The following is a 14,159-nucleotide window of genomic DNA, read 5'->3' on the forward strand; positions in this document are numbered from 1 at the left end:
CATGAGCGACACCCAACTCGACCCCCGTCTCGCTGTCGTGATCCTCGCCGCGGGGCAGGGGACGCGGATGAAGTCGTCGCTGCCGAAGGTGCTGCATCGCATCGGCGGACGACCGCTCGTCGGCCACGTGCTCGACACCGCGCGCGACCTCGCCCCCGCCCATGTGCTCGTCGTCGTCCGTCACGAACGTGATCGCGTCGCCGAAGCGGTGCTCGGCGTCTCGCCCGAGGTGGTCGTCGTCGACCAGGACGAGATCCCCGGAACGGGCCGGGCCGTCGAGGTCGCGCTCGATCAGCTGCCGGAGTTCACGGGCGACGTGCTGGTGCTGAGTGCCGATGTTCCTCTCCTCGACGACGCCACGCTCGGCGAACTGCTGCGCACGCACCGCTCGTCGGGTGCGGCGGCCACGATGCTGAGCGCTCGCCTGACCGATCCCACGGGCTACGGCCGCGTCGTCCGTGACACCGCGGGCGGTGTCGACCGCATCGTCGAGCACAAGGACGCAACCGACGCAGAGCGTGCCGTCGACGAGGTCAACGCCGGCGTCTACGCCTTCCAGGCGGGCCCTCTGCGCGAGCGGCTGGGCCGGATCAGCACGGCCAACGTCCAGGCCGAGAAGTACCTCACCGACGTCGTGGGGATGCTGCGCGCCGACGCCCTCGCCGTCGCGGCGCAGCCCGTGGCCGACCCGACCCTGATCGTCGGCGTCAACGACCGTGTGCAGCTCGCCGAGGCCGGACGCCTGCTGAACGCGCGCACGGTGCGTCGCTGGCAGCTCGAGGGGGTGACGGTTCAGGACCCCGCGACCACGTGGATCGACGTCACCGCCACGCTCGCCCCCGACGTGACCGTGCTTCCGAACACCCACATCCTCCGCGCGACGGTGGTCGCGGAAGGGGCCACGATCGGCCCCGACACGTCGTTGACCGACTGCGAGGTCGGCGCGGGCGCCTCGGTGACGCGGAGCGATGCGACCCTCGCCGTCATCGGCGCCGGTGCGACCGTGGGGCCGTTCTCGTACATCCGGCCCGGCACGCAGCTGGGGGAGCGCGGCAAGATCGGCACCTTCGTCGAGACGAAGAACGCCGTCATCGGTGCAGGCAGCAAGGTGCCGCACCTGTCGTACGTCGGTGACGCCGAGATCGGCCGCGGCGTGAATCTGGGCGCGGGCGCCATCACCGCGAACTACGACGACCTCGCCAAGCACCGCACCGTCATCGGCGACGAGGTCCACGCCGGCTCGCACAACGTCTTCGTCGCGCCGGTTAAGATCGGTGAGGGCGCCAAGACGGGCGCCGGAGCGGTCATCCGCAAGGACGTCCCGGCCGGTGCTCTCGCGCTCAGCGTCGCCCCCCAGCGCAATGTCACAGGGTGGGTCGAGAAGAACAGACCCGGTACTGCAGCCGCCGCAGCAGCGGCACGCGTGCGGTCTTCACAGGAAGCGGACGATGGCTCGCAAGAAGAACACGGTTGACCTCGACGTCTCGCGGGGTATCGCCCCGGGACTGGTCGCCAAGACCAAGAAGCGTCTCGTCGTGGCATCCGGTGGCTCGCACCCCGCGCTGTCTGCCGATGTGGCGACGCAGCTCGGCACCGAGCTCGTGCCCACCGAGCACCGCACCTTCGCGTCGGGTGAGATCCTCACGCGCTTCGAGGTCTCGATCCGCGGGTGCGACTTCTTCCTCGTGCAGTCGTTCGGCCCGCCGGTCAACGAGTGGCTCATGGAGACGCTGATCATGCTGGACGCCGCCAAGCGCGCATCCGCGAAGCGCATCACCGTCGTCGCGCCGTATTACCCGTATTCGCGCCAGGACAAGAAGGGCCGCGGTCGCGAGCCGATCAGTGCACGCCTCGTCGCAGACCTGTTCAAGACGGCCGGTGCCGACCGTGTGATGAGCGTCGACCTGCACGCCGCGCAGATCCAAGGGTTCTTCGACGGTCCCGTCGACCACCTCTTCGCCAAGCCGGTGCTGCTGGAGCACTTCGAGCGCACGCTCAGCCCAGAGGACCGGGCGAAGCTGACCGTGGTCTCGCCCGACACCGGCCGTGTCCGGGTCGCCGATACCTGGTCGGACAGCCTGGGCGCACCGCTCGCGATCATCCACAAGCGTCGCGACCCGAACGTCGCCAACCAGGTCACCGTCAACGAGATCGTCGGTGACGTGCGCGGACGTGTCTGCCTGCTTGTCGACGACATGATCGACACCGGCGGCACCATCGTCAAGGCTGCGCAGGCGCTGAAGAACAATGGTGCCGAGCGCGTCATCGTCGCGGCGACGCACGCGATCTTCAGCCACCCGGCGGTCGACCGTCTGCAAGACGCCGCGATCGACGAAGTGGTCGTCACCGACACGATCCCGCTCGGCGACGACAAGCGCTTCCCCGGCCTCACCATCCTTCCGATCGCACCGCTCTTGGCGCGCGCGATCAAGGAGGTCTTCGAGGACGGTTCCGTCACCAGCATGTTCGACGGCGCCGCCTGACCCGGGACGCATCCGCTCGGCTGCCGCGCCCCGCTGTTGCTGCCGGGGCTGCGTGCGGTCGTTCGTCGGCACCCCGTGCCGTGCCGTCCACAGGCTGATCGCGTCCACGGGCAGTGGGAGCAGCGGCCACGCCTGATCGAGCCTGTCGGCGGCACAGCAGCAGCGCCCCGGCAGGGTCCCGACGCACCGCGTCTTCCACGGCGACAGCCACTGTGGCGGGAGGCTCGACGCCGTAGGATCGGCGGCATGGCTGCCCCCACCTCCGAGGCGGACCTCGAGTCGCCTCGCTCCTACGCTCGCCCCGTCGACGAGGTCGCATCGGCGCTCGGAACCAGCGCCGAGGGGCTGAGTTCGGACGACGCGGCGAGGCGCCTCGCCGCGATGGGGCCGAACGTCCTGCCCGAGGCGAAGCGCACTCCCGCATGGCTGCGGTTCCTCTCGCATTTCAACGACACCCTGATCTACATCCTGCTGGCCGCTGCCGCGATCAAGGCGGTGATGGCCGACTGGCTCGACGTCTGGGTCATCCTCGCCGTCGCCATCATCAACGCCGTGATCGGCTTCGCGCAGGAGGGGCGGGCCGAGAAGGCCCTGGCGGGCATCCGAGGGATGCTGTCGTCCGACGCGAGCGTGCGTCGCGACGGCTCGTGGCGGCGGTTGCCCGCCGCGGATCTCGTGCCCGGTGACGTCGTACGCCTGTCTCCCGGCGACAAGGTTCCGGCAGACCTCCGCCTCGTCCAGGCGAGTCAGCTGCGCATCGACGAGGCGGCGCTGACCGGTGAGTCGGTGCCGTCATCCAAGCAGACCGACCCCGTCGACGCGGATGCCGGCGTCGGCGACCGCGCTTCGATGGCCTTTTCGGGCACGATCGTCTCGGCGGGGCAGGGGCGGGGGATCGTCACGGGAACCGGCGCCCGCACCGAGATCGGCAAGATCCAGGAACTGGTCGGCGGCGCGGGCAGCTTGACGACGCCGCTCACGAAACAGCTGGACGCGTTCGGGCGGGTCCTGACGCTCGTCATCCTCGGGATGGCCGCCCTGATGATGCTCATCGGCCGGTTCGTGCACGGGATGCCGTTCGGTGAGCTCGTCTCGGCGACGATCGGCTTCGCCGTCGCGGCGATTCCGGAGGGGCTTCCGGCGCTTGTGACGATCACGCTGGCGATCGGTGTCCAGCAGATGGCGCGGCGTCGCGCGATCACGCGCAAGCTCCCGGCCGTCGAGACGCTGGGATCGGTGACGACGGTGTGCTCCGACAAGACGGGCACGCTCACCAAGAACGAGATGACGGTGCGGCGGATCGTCACCCCGGTCGCCCGCTACGACGTCTCCGGGCTCGGATACGCGCCGGAGGGCGAGATCGAGCGCGCCGACGGTGGTGGACGCGCCGGCGGCGATCTTTTGGCCGTCCTCGCTGTAGCCGACCTCTGCAATGACGCCGACGTCGTGTCGGATGACGACGGCTGGAAGCTCGTCGGAGAACCGACCGAAGGGGCGCTGCGTGTCGTCGCGATGAAGGGCGGACACGACGGCGAGGCCGACGGCGTCCGACGCGTCGACGTCCTGCCGTTCGACTCGGAGAACAAGTTCATGGCGACCCTGAACGAGGGTGCAGACGGGTCGCGCGCGCTGCTCGTCAAGGGCGCCCCCGACCGGCTGCTCGACCGTTCGACGCGCCAGCGCGGGGCCGCCGGGTCGGAAGACCTCGACCGCGACTTCTGGGAGGCAGCGGTCGCCGAGCTGAGCGGTGAGGGCCTTCGGGTCCTGGCCGCCGCGCGTAAGCCCTCGAGCCTCGATGAGATCGGGCTCGACGACGTCGAGGCGTTGGAGTTCCTCGGTCTCTGGGGCATCCTCGATCCGCCGCGCCCGGAAGCGGTCGAGGCGATCGCCGACTGCCGCCGCGCCGGCATCCGCGTGAAGATGATCACGGGTGACCACGCGGGAACCGCCATCGCGATCAGCCGTGAGATGGGGCTGGTGTCGGATGACGAACCGCGCGTCCTCACGGGCGGCGAGCTGGAGTCGCTCAGCCAGGAGAAGCTGAAGGATGTCGTCCGCGACGTCGATGTCTACGCGCGGACGAGCCCGGAGCACAAGATCCGTATCGTTCGGGCACTGCAGTCGCACGGCGAGGTCGTGGCGATGACGGGCGACGGCGTCAACGACGCTCCCGCCCTCACCCGTGCCGACGTCGGGGTCGCGATGGGCATCAAGGGCACGGAGGCGACGAAGGAAGCGGCCGAGATCGTCCTCGCCGACGACAACTTCGCCACGATCCGTTCGGCTATCCGCGAGGGGCGTCGGATCTATGACAACCTGCGGAAGTCGATCGTGTTCCTGCTGCCCACGAACGGTGCGCAGTCGCTCGTGATCCTCGTCGCCGTCGTCTTCGGATTGGCGCTGCCCCTGTCTCCGGTGCAGGTGCTGTGGGTCAACATGGTCACCGCGGTGACCCTCTCGCTCGCGCTCGCGTACGAGCCGGCGGAGCCGGGAATCATGTCGCGACCGCCACGATCGAGCGGGGGGTCGATCATCTCACTGCGCGAGCTCATGTTCGTCCTGGTGGTGTCGGTGCTGATCGGCGGCGCGACGCTCGCGGCGTTCGCGATCGTCCGTGCCACGGGCGCCGATCTCGACGTCGCCCGAACGGTGTCGGTGTCCGTCCTCGCCCTGGGGCAGCTGGCGTTCCTGCTCAACTGTCGCTTCCTGACCAGGTCGAGTGTGAACCGCGATGTCCTGCGGGGCAACCGGGTGATCTGGTGGTCGGCTGCCGCGCTCATCGGGTTGCAGCTCGTATACACGTACGTGCCGTTCATGAACACGCTGTTCGACTCCCGTCCCTTGTCTGTGCAGGCATGGCTGCTGCCGCTCGGTTTCGCCGTGGCGATCTTCTTCGCGGTGGAGGGCCTGAAGGCGCTCTGGCGCGAGCCTGCACGACTCGATGCAAACGCATAGGAATAACAGAGGGGACCCATGGCGGCGTGCCGCTAGCGTGAGATCAGCCCGCCTCCCCCCGGAGGGGCACGACACAGGAGGACCCCCCATGATCCGAGCCACTGCCGTACCCCGTTCGCTCCGTGTGACCGCCGCCGCGGCATCCGTCGCCGGCCTCGCCCTTCTCGCCGGGTGCGCGGGTCAGGCCGATGCCGAACAGCCCGGTTCGGGTGGAGCGCCCTCGTCCGACGCGACGCCCGCGGCGGGCTCGACCGGTTCGGCGGGCTCGACCGGCGGAACCTACACCGACGGCACATACACCGCCGAGGGCACATACCAGACCCCGGAGGGCCCCGAGACGATCACCGTACAGCTGACGATCGCGTCCGACGCCGTGACCGCGGTGGAGGTCACAGGTGAGCCGACCCGCCGTGAGAGCAAGCAGTACCAGTCGCAGTTCATCGGCGGCATCTCGGATGCCGTCGTCGGCAAGAGCCTCGACGAGGTGAAGGTCGACCGGGTCGCGGGCTCGTCCCTCACAAGCGGTGGCTTCAACGCGGCGGTCGAGGAGATCCGCACCGACGCGGCAGCATGATGGCCGCGGCTGCCGGCTCCGGACGGTGGGAGTTCGACGCCATCGGGACCGTGTGGTGCATCGAGAGCGAAGCGCCCCTGGGCGATGCCGAGCGCGCGGCGGTCATGTCGGTGGTCGATGCGTTCGACCGTGACTGGTCGCGGTTCCGCGACGACTCGACCGTGAGCCGACTGGCCGCGGGCGGGTCGGTGGTCGCGCCGCCCGACGCGGTGGACATGCTCGCGCTCTACGGCGCGTTGGCCGATGCCACGGACGGTGCGGTGAACCCCCTCGTCGGTGACGTGCTCGCGCGGCGCGGCTACGACGCGTCGTACTCGATGCGCGACGGCGGTGCCTCCGCCGCGGTGGCGCAGTGGCGCGATGTCGTCGAGCTCTCCGATGACCGACTCACGCTTCATCGCCCGGCGACGGTCGATGTGGGCGCGGTGGGCAAAGGCCGCCTCGTCGATCTCGTGCTGGCGGAGCTGCGACAGCGGACGGCCGGCTGGCTCGTCGTCGATGCGAGCGGCGACCTGGCGGTCGACGGGGTGCGTCAGCGCGTCGCCCTCGAGCACCCCTACGACGATTCTCGGGCGGTGGGGGTGTGGGCTCTGGATGCCGGGGCGCTGTGCGCGTCGGCGACCAACCGCCGTGCGTGGGGCGACGGTCTGCACCACGTGCTCGACGCCCGCACGGGTGAGCCGGTGCGGGCGTATGCGGCGACGTGGGCGGTCGCCGCCGACGCGATGACGGCGGATGCCGTCGCCACAGCCCTCTTCTTCGACGGCGGTCCGCGATTCGCGGAGCGCAGCAGAGCGTCGTGGGTGCGGATGCGCACCGACGGGGCCGTCGAATGGTCACCTCACTGCGAAGCGGAGTTGTTCGTATGACATCCCTGACGGCCCTTCGGAACCGAGCTGTCGGTGCACTCGGCCGCGTGTCGATGTACCGGTTCGTGCTCGTCGCGCTCTCGGTGCTCGCGGTCATCGCGTTCGTGTTGACACTGGCGGGGCAGATCGCGGGTGATCCGCTCGCCCTGCCGGTCTCGCTCGTTGTGCTGGCCGCCGCGATCACCGTCGTGGATGCCGTGGCGCAGCGCCTGCTCGGCCGTACATGGCGCATCGAGTCGGCGGTCATCACCGCTCTGATCCTGCTCTTCGTTCTGCGACCGACGCTCGAGCCGGCGGGACTGGCCGGGCTCGCGATCGCCGGAGCGGTCGCCTCGGCATCGAAGTACCTGCTCGCGTGGCGCGGTCGTCACATCTTCAACCCGGCCGCCGCCGGTGCGACGGTGCTCACCGTGCTGAGTATCCCGTTCCCCGACCTGGGAGCCTCGGCCTGGTGGGTCGGCACGCCCGTTCTGGCGGTGCCGGTCGTCGTGCTCGGCGGCCTCGTGGTGGTGCGGACCGAGAAGGTGCGGGTCGTGGCCGTCTTCCTCGTCGTCGCGGTCGCTGTCGCGTTCGTGCGCACGATCGTGCAGTATGCGCAGGTCTCGCTCCCGGTCGATGCGACGGTCATCGGGCAGGTGCTGTGGTCGTCGCCGTTCCTCTTCCTCGGCGCGTTCATGCTGTCGGAGCCGTTGACGCTCCCGCCCCGTCGGCGGCAGCAGTACGCGGTCGCCGCGCTCGTGGGGGCTCTTGCCGGGTGGCCCATCCTGATCGGCGACGTGAGTCTCGGGCAGGAGCGCGCGCTGCTGATCGGCAACCTGCTCGCCTTCTTCTTCGCCTACCGCGCCGCGGTGCGGTTGACCTTCGTGGAGCGCAGGGCGCTGACGCCGTCGGTTCGCGAGCTCACGTTCCGGGCTCATCGCGGCTTCCGATTCCGCCCGGGACAGTACCTCGAGCTCGAGGTCCCGCACCGCCGACCAGATGCGCGGGGCACACGGCGAGAGTTCTCGATCGTCTCGGCGCCTGCGGAGCTGCCGGAGGTTCGGATCGCGATCCGTGAGGGTTCTCAGTCGAGCTACAAGAAGGCCCTCGCGGTCGTGGAGCCCGGCCGGGATCTTCCTGTCACGGGTGTCTGGGGCGACTTCGTGCTGCCGGCGCGGACGGACGCGAAGGTCGTGCTGGTGGCCGCGGGGATCGGCGTGACGCCCTTCGTGTCGCAGCTGCGTGAGATGCGCCTGGCTGGAGAGCGTCGCGACGTCGTCATGATCTACGTCGCATCGGATGCCGAGGAGCTGGCATTCCGCGACGACATCATTGCTGCGGGCATCCCGGTGATGGTGGTGACGCGTGATGAGCCTCGGAACCTTCCGGATCATTGGCGCTGGACCGGGGGAGAGCGGCTGAGCGCCGCCTCGCTGGCCGGTCTCGTCCCGGATCTCGGCGATCGGCATGCCTTCATCTCCGGCCCGCCTCGGCTCATCGCCGAACTGGCTCCCGCGCTGTCGAAGGCCCGATCGCTCACGACCGACGCCTTCGCCGGATACTGAGACGGTCCCTCGCTGCGGGTCGTCGACTGACGGCCGAGGCGCGGCGTCGACGTGCGGTGGTGAGGTGCTGTGTCAGTGCCGACGCTCGGGTTGGCACGGGCAGTTCTCGTTGCGTAACACTCCGGCTTCCCGTGCGAAAGCGGCTCGGGCTGATAGGCGTTGCGTGATCGATTTCATCCCGCGCATCTCGTCTTCATGCGTGCGGGCGTGCGGGCGAGCGCGCGGGCGAGCGAGCGAGCGAGCACCAGCCCACGCCGAGCGCGGGGCGGGCGGGAATCAGAAGGGTGGCGGTTCGCCCGGTGGCGGGTCGGCCGTGTCGGTCGTGTCGGTCGTGTCGGTGGTGAAGCAGACGGCGGGCACGGGTATGTCTTCGCGGTAGATCCGTCCGAGGGGTGAGGTCCATTCCAGGACTCCGCCGCCGAGCTGCCGCACTTCCCACCGGGTGAATTGCTTCATGGAGTGGTGTCTCTGGCAGAGGTGGGCGAGGTTGTGGAGGTGGGTGTGGCCGCCGAGGGCGTAGTCGATGGTGTGGTCGAGTTCGCACCTGATCGCGGCCCTGCGGCATCCGGGGAACCGGCAGTGCTGGTCGCGGGCGGTGAGGAGTTTCTTCATCGCCAGGGTGGGTCGGTAGGTGTCGATCTCGACCGGGGTGCGGGTGACCGGGTCGATGAAGAGCCGGTCCCACTCGGAGACCTGTCCGGCGAGCTCACGCGCCGTGTCGGCGTCGATCGGTCCGGCACCGACCGCGTCGGCGGGGTGCTCGTCACGGCCCACCAGGGTCTCCGCGGTGAGGGTGACCTGCACGCGTGCGCGGATCGCGCCGAGCCCGCCGGTCCGGTCGGCCCCGTAGGTCGGGTCGACCACGGGCGCGCCGCCGAGGACGAGGTCGCTGAGGATGTCAGCACGCAGCTGATCCATCGTCCGGGCGTCAGGTGCAGCATCAGCCCCCGCGCCCGATCGCGCGACGCCTGCGGCATCCACGCCCGCAGCACCGGCCGCGGCAGCATCGGCCTCCACCGCATCACCGCGACCACCCACGTCCCGGGCGTCTTTGACGGCTTGTCCCATCTGGGTGAGCCGGTCGAGCATCCCCACCGCGATCACGGTCGGTACGGTTGCGATGACATCGGACATTCCGTCGGCCCCGTGCAGGACCCTTACGCACCGCCCCGCGGCGGCTTCTCGGTGCCGGTCGGTGAATGTGCGGTCGTGGAGCCGTTCTGCCAGGGCTCGCAGGGCGGGTGTGACCCGGGTGGCGATGTCCTGCTCGCAGACGGCGATCGCGGCGGCCTCGAACTCGCCCCGCACCTCGCCCGGCAGCCCGGTTCCCGCTTTCACGACCACGTTGACGTGGTCGCGGGTGATTCGCCGTTGCTCCCATGCCGCGAACACGGCCGGGTAGTCATCGACGATCGTCAACGCGTGGTCGATGTCGGCCTGCAGTCGCCGGTCGCTGCGCCGCGCCAACCCCGCGGCTTCGGCCGCGACCGACCGCAGCTCCATGTCCGACGCCATCCCGCGCACCCCGTCACGGCGCGCCTCGCGAAGCGCCGACCGCCCCAGCTCGGCGAGAGCCCGCACCGACGCGACATCCGCGTGATGCACCAGCGCCAACGTCTCGGTGTACGCCGCGATCGCTCGGGCGTGCGGCGAGACGACGCCCCCACCCGGCCCACCACCTGCATTCGCTGCCATGTTCCCATTGTGCCAGCCGGGTCCGACATCCACATCGAACAAAGATGCGAAGCATGAAACTCGCCCAGGCCACCGTGTGGGGAGGAACCGCCGGGCCAGCTCATCGGCACAGCCCTGAGAACGAGCGCCCTCACGAGTTGAGACCGCGTCTCCCGCCCCCGACGCTACGGGCGGTGGGCAGCCCGCCGCTGCGCGATGATGCGAACGACGTCATCGCTGAAGTTGCACACGGACCGCACCTCAGCCTCGAGACCATCCGTCGGCGTCACATCCGCCCCCGCAGGTCGCCCCGCGGCCACCCCCGAGCGCAGGCGCGCCTCCAGGTGCCGCTTCGCGACGCCTCGATCGACATCGGCGGGCACCTCGAACACCAGAACGTCGAAGTCGCGCTCGGCGTACCTGTCCACCGTGGCGCGCACGCGCCCGAGCTGCGGATCGTCGTTCTCGAGGTGCAGGTGCGCACGCAGCGCCGGCTCGTACGCGGTGGCCCCGACGTACGCGATGTCGCCCGTCTCGATGTCGAGCCACACGTACACCCACGAGCCGGACGGTTGAACGCGACCGTGCCGGATCGCCACGACCCGCGTTTCGGTATGCGTCATCGCGACCCCTCGCCATCGGGATCACCGGCAGGAGCGGCGCCCGCCCCCGCCTCACCGTCCGCGCCTGCCCCCGCGCCCGTCCCAGGATCAGACGGTCGCGCGGTCAGCCGGAGCTCGAACGTGGTCGAGCCGGGCTCGCTCTGCACCGTGAGTGATCCGCCGTGTGCCGCCACGATGGCGCGGGCGATCGAGAGGCCGAGGCCTGTGCCGCCGGTTTGGCGTGCCCGCGAGCTGTCGCCGCGCGAGAAACGCTCGAAGATGTGATCGGCGACGGCGGGGTCGATGCCGGGGCCGTCGTCGTGCACCGAGAGGACCGCCGTACCGTCGGTGACGCGCACTGCCGTGGTGACGGTGGTGCCGGCTGGGGTGTGGACGCGCGCATTGGCGAGGAGATTCGCGACGACCTGCGTGATGCGGGTGGCGTCCGCCGCGACGACGACCGGTTCATCGCCGACATCCAGGCGCCACTCGTGATCCTGGCCTGCCGCTCGGGCGTCGGCCACCGCGTCGATGGCGAGGGCCGTGAGGTCGACCGTTCCGTAGACGAGCTCCTGTCCTTCGTCGAGCCGAGCGAGAAGGAGCAGATCCTCGACGAGGCTCGTCATGCGCAGCGACTGCGCCTGGATGCGTTCGAGCGCGGCGGTCGTGGTCTCTTCGACGCCCGGCACACCTTGACGCATCGCGCGGAGCGAGAGCTCGGAGTATCCACGGATCGAGGCGAGGGGCGTGCGAAGCTCATGACTCGCGTCGGCGACGAACGATCGCATGCGCTCTTCGTTGCGCTGGCGGGCGACGAGGGACGCATCGACATGATCGAGGAGGGTGTTCAGTGCTGCTCCGACGCGGCCGATCTCATCGTGGTCGTCGGTCTCCTCCTCGGGTACGCGCTCGCTGATGGAGACGGCTCCCTGCGCAAGGGGGAGCGACGCGACCCGGGTCGCGGTGTCAGCGACGACGCGCAACGGCCGGAGCGAGCGCTGAATGACAACCGCGATCGCCGCGCTGAGGAGGAGAAGGCCACCGACGGTCACGATCGTGATCGTGGTGACGACGGTTGCGACAGTCCCGTCGACCTGAGCGAGCGGAAGAGCGCCCAGCCCGGTGATGTCGCCGGCTGTGAATGACACGACGCGGAACGCGCCGAGGTCGCCGATCTCGATCGTCGCCGGAAGGGCGCTGAGGTCTGTCGAAGCGAGATCGTTCAGCTCCGCGGCGGTGAGGTCGCGCACTCCCTCGTCGCCGTCGAAGGTCGCACCAGTGATCGGACCGCGCGGGTCCTGCACCAGCAGTGTGTATCCGTAAGGGAGACCCGTCGTGCCGGCGATCGTCTCCTCTGCGGAACGCACACGCACGACGTACCCGCTGCTGTCGAAGAGTTTGAGTCCGCGCGTGAGCGATTCGGCGTTGGTGGTGACGGTTGAGACCAGCACCGTCCCGATCGTCGTGGCGAGACCGACCGCGCTCGAGATCAGCGTCAGCGCGACGACGCCGACCACGGTCAGCATCAACCGGGTCTGCAGCGTCCACCGCTTGCGCGGCCGACGGTCCGTACGCTCGCGCACCGCGTTGCGGTCGGGGGCGGAGGTCACTGCGGCGCTTTGATCATGTAGCCCACGCCTCGGACGGTGTGGATGAGCGGCTCGCGACCGGCATCGATCTTCTTGCGCAGGTACGAGATGTACAACTCGACCACGGAGGAACGGCCGCCGAAGTCGTAGTTCCACACGCGGTCGAGGATCTGCGCCTTCGAGACGACGCGGCGCTGGTTGCGCATGAGGTAGCGCAGCAGCTCGAACTCGGTCGCGGTGAGCTCGATGCTGGTCCCGGCCCGCTCGATCTCGTGCGAATCCTCGTTGAGGGTGAGGTCGCCGACGCGGAGCACCGGGTCGACACCGCCCGCGGTCGCCGTGCCCGCGCGCCGCATGAGGCCGCGCAGCCGTGCCACGACCTCTTCGAGGCTGAACGGCTTGGTGACGTAGTCGTCGCCGCCTGCCGTCAGCCCGGCGACCCGGTCGCCCACGGAGTCTTTCGCGGTGAGGAACAGCACGGGAACGTCGTCACCGGACTGGCGGAGCCGTTGCAGCACCGACATCCCGTCGAGGTCGGGCATCATGATGTCGAGCACCATCGCGTCGGGCTCGAACTCGCGTGCGAGCGAGAGCGCTTCGAATCCGGATGCCGCGGAGCGGACCTCCCAGCCTTCCATCTTGAGCGCCATCGAGAGCAGGTCGGTGAGCATCTGTTCGTCGTCGACGACGAGGACGCGCAGCGGGGAGCCGTCGGGACGCTGCAGTGTGGCGGGTGTTGGGGTGGTCATGATGCCATTGTCAGGTGTTCTCTATGGAGAAGCTATGGACGATGCTATGTCTGCGCTGTGAGCATGCGCGGTGGCATACGGTGACGTCATGACGAACGTTGAGACGGCGGTTTACGTCGACGGCTCCGTCGTGCGCGACGACCTCCCGCCCGATGAGGCGGCCGCACTCGCGCGCGAGCGCGCGGGCTTCGCCTGGATCGCGCTGATCGACGTCGACGACGCCGAGATCCAGACCCGCGCGGCCGAGCTGGGGATGTCCCCCATAGCGGTGAAGGAGGCACTGCGGCCGCACCAGCGGTCGATCTTCGAACGGTACGGCGATCATGCGTTCGTCGTCCTGCAGCCCGCGCATTACGACGACGCCTCCGAGACGGTCCGCTGCGACGAGATCGACGTCTTCCTCGCGCCCCATCTCATCGTGACGGTCACGCGGTCGGATCGGATCGACCTCGACGAGCTCCGCGGCCGGCTCCAATCGCATCCGCAGCTCCTGCGCCGCGGACCGGGATCGGTCATGTGGGTGCTCGCCGAACTCGTGACGACCGGATATCGCGCGGTGCTCGACGGCGTCGAGAACGACATCGACGAGATCGAGGACCAGCTCTTCGGCGACGGCCCGGACGTCTCGCGGCGCATCTTCGACCTGCAGCGAGAGGTGATCGACCTGGCCCACGCCACGTCGCCGCTGCCCGACGTGCTGACCCGACTGGGCACGACGCTCACCGACGCGGCGGCGGGGGCGGAGCCAGCGGGATGGGATGACGTGCGCGGGCGCGCCCAGTACGTCGCGGAGCGCGTGCAGTCGATGCGGCACACGCTCGACGATGCCCTGACGATCCACGCGACGCTCGTCAACCAGCGTCTCGACGAGAAGATGGCAGACCTCACCGTCGTCCAGGTACGTCAGAACGAGCAGGTCAAGAAGATCTCATCGTGGGCGGCCATCGGGTTCGCCCCCACTTTCGTCGCGAGCGTCTACGGCATGAACTTCACGTTCATGCCCGAGCTCGCGCAGCCGTGGGGCTACCCGATGGCGCTCGGGCTGATGGTGCTTCTGAGCGCCGGCCTCTACGGGATCTTCAAGCACAACGACTGGCTCTGATCCCGGTCGCGCGCGTTC

Annotated in this window: 11 protein-coding genes; 7 read left to right on the forward strand and 4 right to left on the reverse strand. The window is 69.5% G+C overall.

What is annotated here, in order from left to right:
* Position 1: 1 nt before the first annotated feature.
* The 6 genes from glmU to ACU6RU_RS04535 all read left to right on the forward strand — a co-directional run bounded on the left by glmU (position 2) and on the right by ACU6RU_RS04535 (position 8,425).
* Positions 2 to 1,474: a bifunctional UDP-N-acetylglucosamine diphosphorylase/glucosamine-1-phosphate N-acetyltransferase GlmU gene (gene glmU, locus ACU6RU_RS04510; protein WP_289329685.1), complete on the forward strand. Its 1,473-nt coding sequence runs from the start codon at positions 2 to 4 to the stop codon at positions 1,472 to 1,474.
* On the forward strand, positions 1,449 to 2,483 hold the full coding sequence (locus ACU6RU_RS04515; RefSeq protein ID WP_120262413.1) for a ribose-phosphate diphosphokinase: 1,035 nt from the start codon (positions 1,449 to 1,451) through the stop codon (positions 2,481 to 2,483). The genes glmU and ACU6RU_RS04515 overlap by 26 nt, the downstream gene beginning before the upstream one ends.
* A 246-nt stretch (positions 2,484 to 2,729) precedes the next feature.
* Entirely contained in the window at positions 2,730 to 5,438 is a 2,709-nt protein-coding gene (locus ACU6RU_RS04520) for an HAD-IC family P-type ATPase (RefSeq protein WP_446726018.1), read from the forward strand.
* A gap of 88 nt (positions 5,439 to 5,526) precedes the next feature.
* Complete coding sequence (locus tag ACU6RU_RS04525) at positions 5,527 to 6,012, forward strand: FMN-binding protein (protein WP_120262415.1); 486 nt, start codon at positions 5,527 to 5,529, stop codon at positions 6,010 to 6,012.
* Positions 6,009 to 6,881 (forward strand): FAD:protein FMN transferase, encoded by an 873-nt coding sequence (locus ACU6RU_RS04530; RefSeq protein WP_446726019.1) that lies wholly within the window; start codon positions 6,009 to 6,011, stop codon positions 6,879 to 6,881. Before ACU6RU_RS04525 ends, ACU6RU_RS04530 begins: the two co-directional genes overlap by 4 nt.
* Positions 6,878 to 8,425, forward strand: coding sequence for an FAD-dependent oxidoreductase (locus ACU6RU_RS04535; RefSeq protein WP_446726020.1), 1,548 nt, complete (start codon positions 6,878 to 6,880; stop codon positions 8,423 to 8,425). The genes ACU6RU_RS04530 and ACU6RU_RS04535 overlap by 4 nt, the downstream gene beginning before the upstream one ends.
* 276 nt (positions 8,426 to 8,701) lie before the next feature.
* Here ACU6RU_RS04535 and ACU6RU_RS04540 read toward each other — a convergent pair whose 3' ends face one another.
* The 4 genes from ACU6RU_RS04540 to ACU6RU_RS04555 all read right to left on the reverse strand — a co-directional run bounded on the left by ACU6RU_RS04540 (position 8,702) and on the right by ACU6RU_RS04555 (position 13,039).
* On the reverse strand, positions 8,702 to 10,120 hold the full coding sequence (locus ACU6RU_RS04540; protein WP_446726021.1) for an HNH endonuclease: 1,419 nt from the start codon (positions 10,118 to 10,120) through the stop codon (positions 8,702 to 8,704).
* A 164-nt stretch (positions 10,121 to 10,284) separates the two neighbouring features.
* Positions 10,285 to 10,722 carry a hypothetical protein gene (locus ACU6RU_RS04545; protein WP_289329678.1) on the reverse strand — a complete coding sequence of 146 codons (438 nt, stop codon included), beginning with the start codon at positions 10,720 to 10,722 and terminating at the stop codon, positions 10,285 to 10,287.
* Positions 10,719 to 12,311: a sensor histidine kinase gene (locus ACU6RU_RS04550; protein WP_353105703.1), complete on the reverse strand. Its 1,593-nt coding sequence runs from the start codon at positions 12,309 to 12,311 to the stop codon at positions 10,719 to 10,721. Before ACU6RU_RS04550 ends, ACU6RU_RS04545 begins: the two co-directional genes overlap by 4 nt.
* Positions 12,308 to 13,039 carry a response regulator transcription factor gene (locus ACU6RU_RS04555; RefSeq protein ID WP_446726022.1) on the reverse strand — a complete coding sequence of 244 codons (732 nt, stop codon included), beginning with the start codon at positions 13,037 to 13,039 and terminating at the stop codon, positions 12,308 to 12,310. Before ACU6RU_RS04555 ends, ACU6RU_RS04550 begins: the two co-directional genes overlap by 4 nt.
* Positions 13,040 to 13,127: 88 nt before the next feature.
* On the opposite strand from ACU6RU_RS04555, the gene ACU6RU_RS04560 reads away from it, so the two are divergent.
* Positions 13,128 to 14,141 (forward strand): magnesium and cobalt transport protein CorA, encoded by a 1,014-nt coding sequence (locus ACU6RU_RS04560; RefSeq protein WP_446726023.1) that lies wholly within the window; start codon positions 13,128 to 13,130, stop codon positions 14,139 to 14,141.
* The last annotated feature ends 18 nt before the right edge of the window (positions 14,142 to 14,159 follow it).

The sequence above is a fragment of the Microbacterium sp. F1-18 genome, from assembly GCF_052921305.1.

Excerpts from the sequence above, each read along its gene's own strand:
- ACU6RU_RS04555 (WP_446726022.1), bottom strand. The coding sequence starts at position 13,039 with ATGACCACCCCAACACCCGCCACACTGCAGCGTCCCGACGGCTCCCCG.
- ACU6RU_RS04540 (WP_446726021.1), bottom strand. The coding sequence starts at position 10,120 with ATGGCAGCGAATGCAGGTGGTGGGCCGGGTGGGGGCGTCGTCTCGCCG.
- ACU6RU_RS04545 (WP_289329678.1), bottom strand. The coding sequence starts at position 10,722 with ATGACGCATACCGAAACGCGGGTCGTGGCGATCCGGCACGGTCGCGTT.
- ACU6RU_RS04560 (WP_446726023.1), top strand. The coding sequence starts at position 13,128 with ATGACGAACGTTGAGACGGCGGTTTACGTCGACGGCTCCGTCGTGCGC.
- ACU6RU_RS04520 (WP_446726018.1), top strand. The coding sequence starts at position 2,730 with ATGGCTGCCCCCACCTCCGAGGCGGACCTCGAGTCGCCTCGCTCCTAC.
- glmU (WP_289329685.1), top strand. The coding sequence starts at position 2 with ATGAGCGACACCCAACTCGACCCCCGTCTCGCTGTCGTGATCCTCGCC.
- ACU6RU_RS04535 (WP_446726020.1), top strand. The coding sequence starts at position 6,878 with ATGACATCCCTGACGGCCCTTCGGAACCGAGCTGTCGGTGCACTCGGC.
- ACU6RU_RS04515 (WP_120262413.1), top strand. The coding sequence starts at position 1,449 with ATGGCTCGCAAGAAGAACACGGTTGACCTCGACGTCTCGCGGGGTATC.
- ACU6RU_RS04525 (WP_120262415.1), top strand. The coding sequence starts at position 5,527 with ATGATCCGAGCCACTGCCGTACCCCGTTCGCTCCGTGTGACCGCCGCC.
- ACU6RU_RS04530 (WP_446726019.1), top strand. The coding sequence starts at position 6,009 with ATGATGGCCGCGGCTGCCGGCTCCGGACGGTGGGAGTTCGACGCCATC.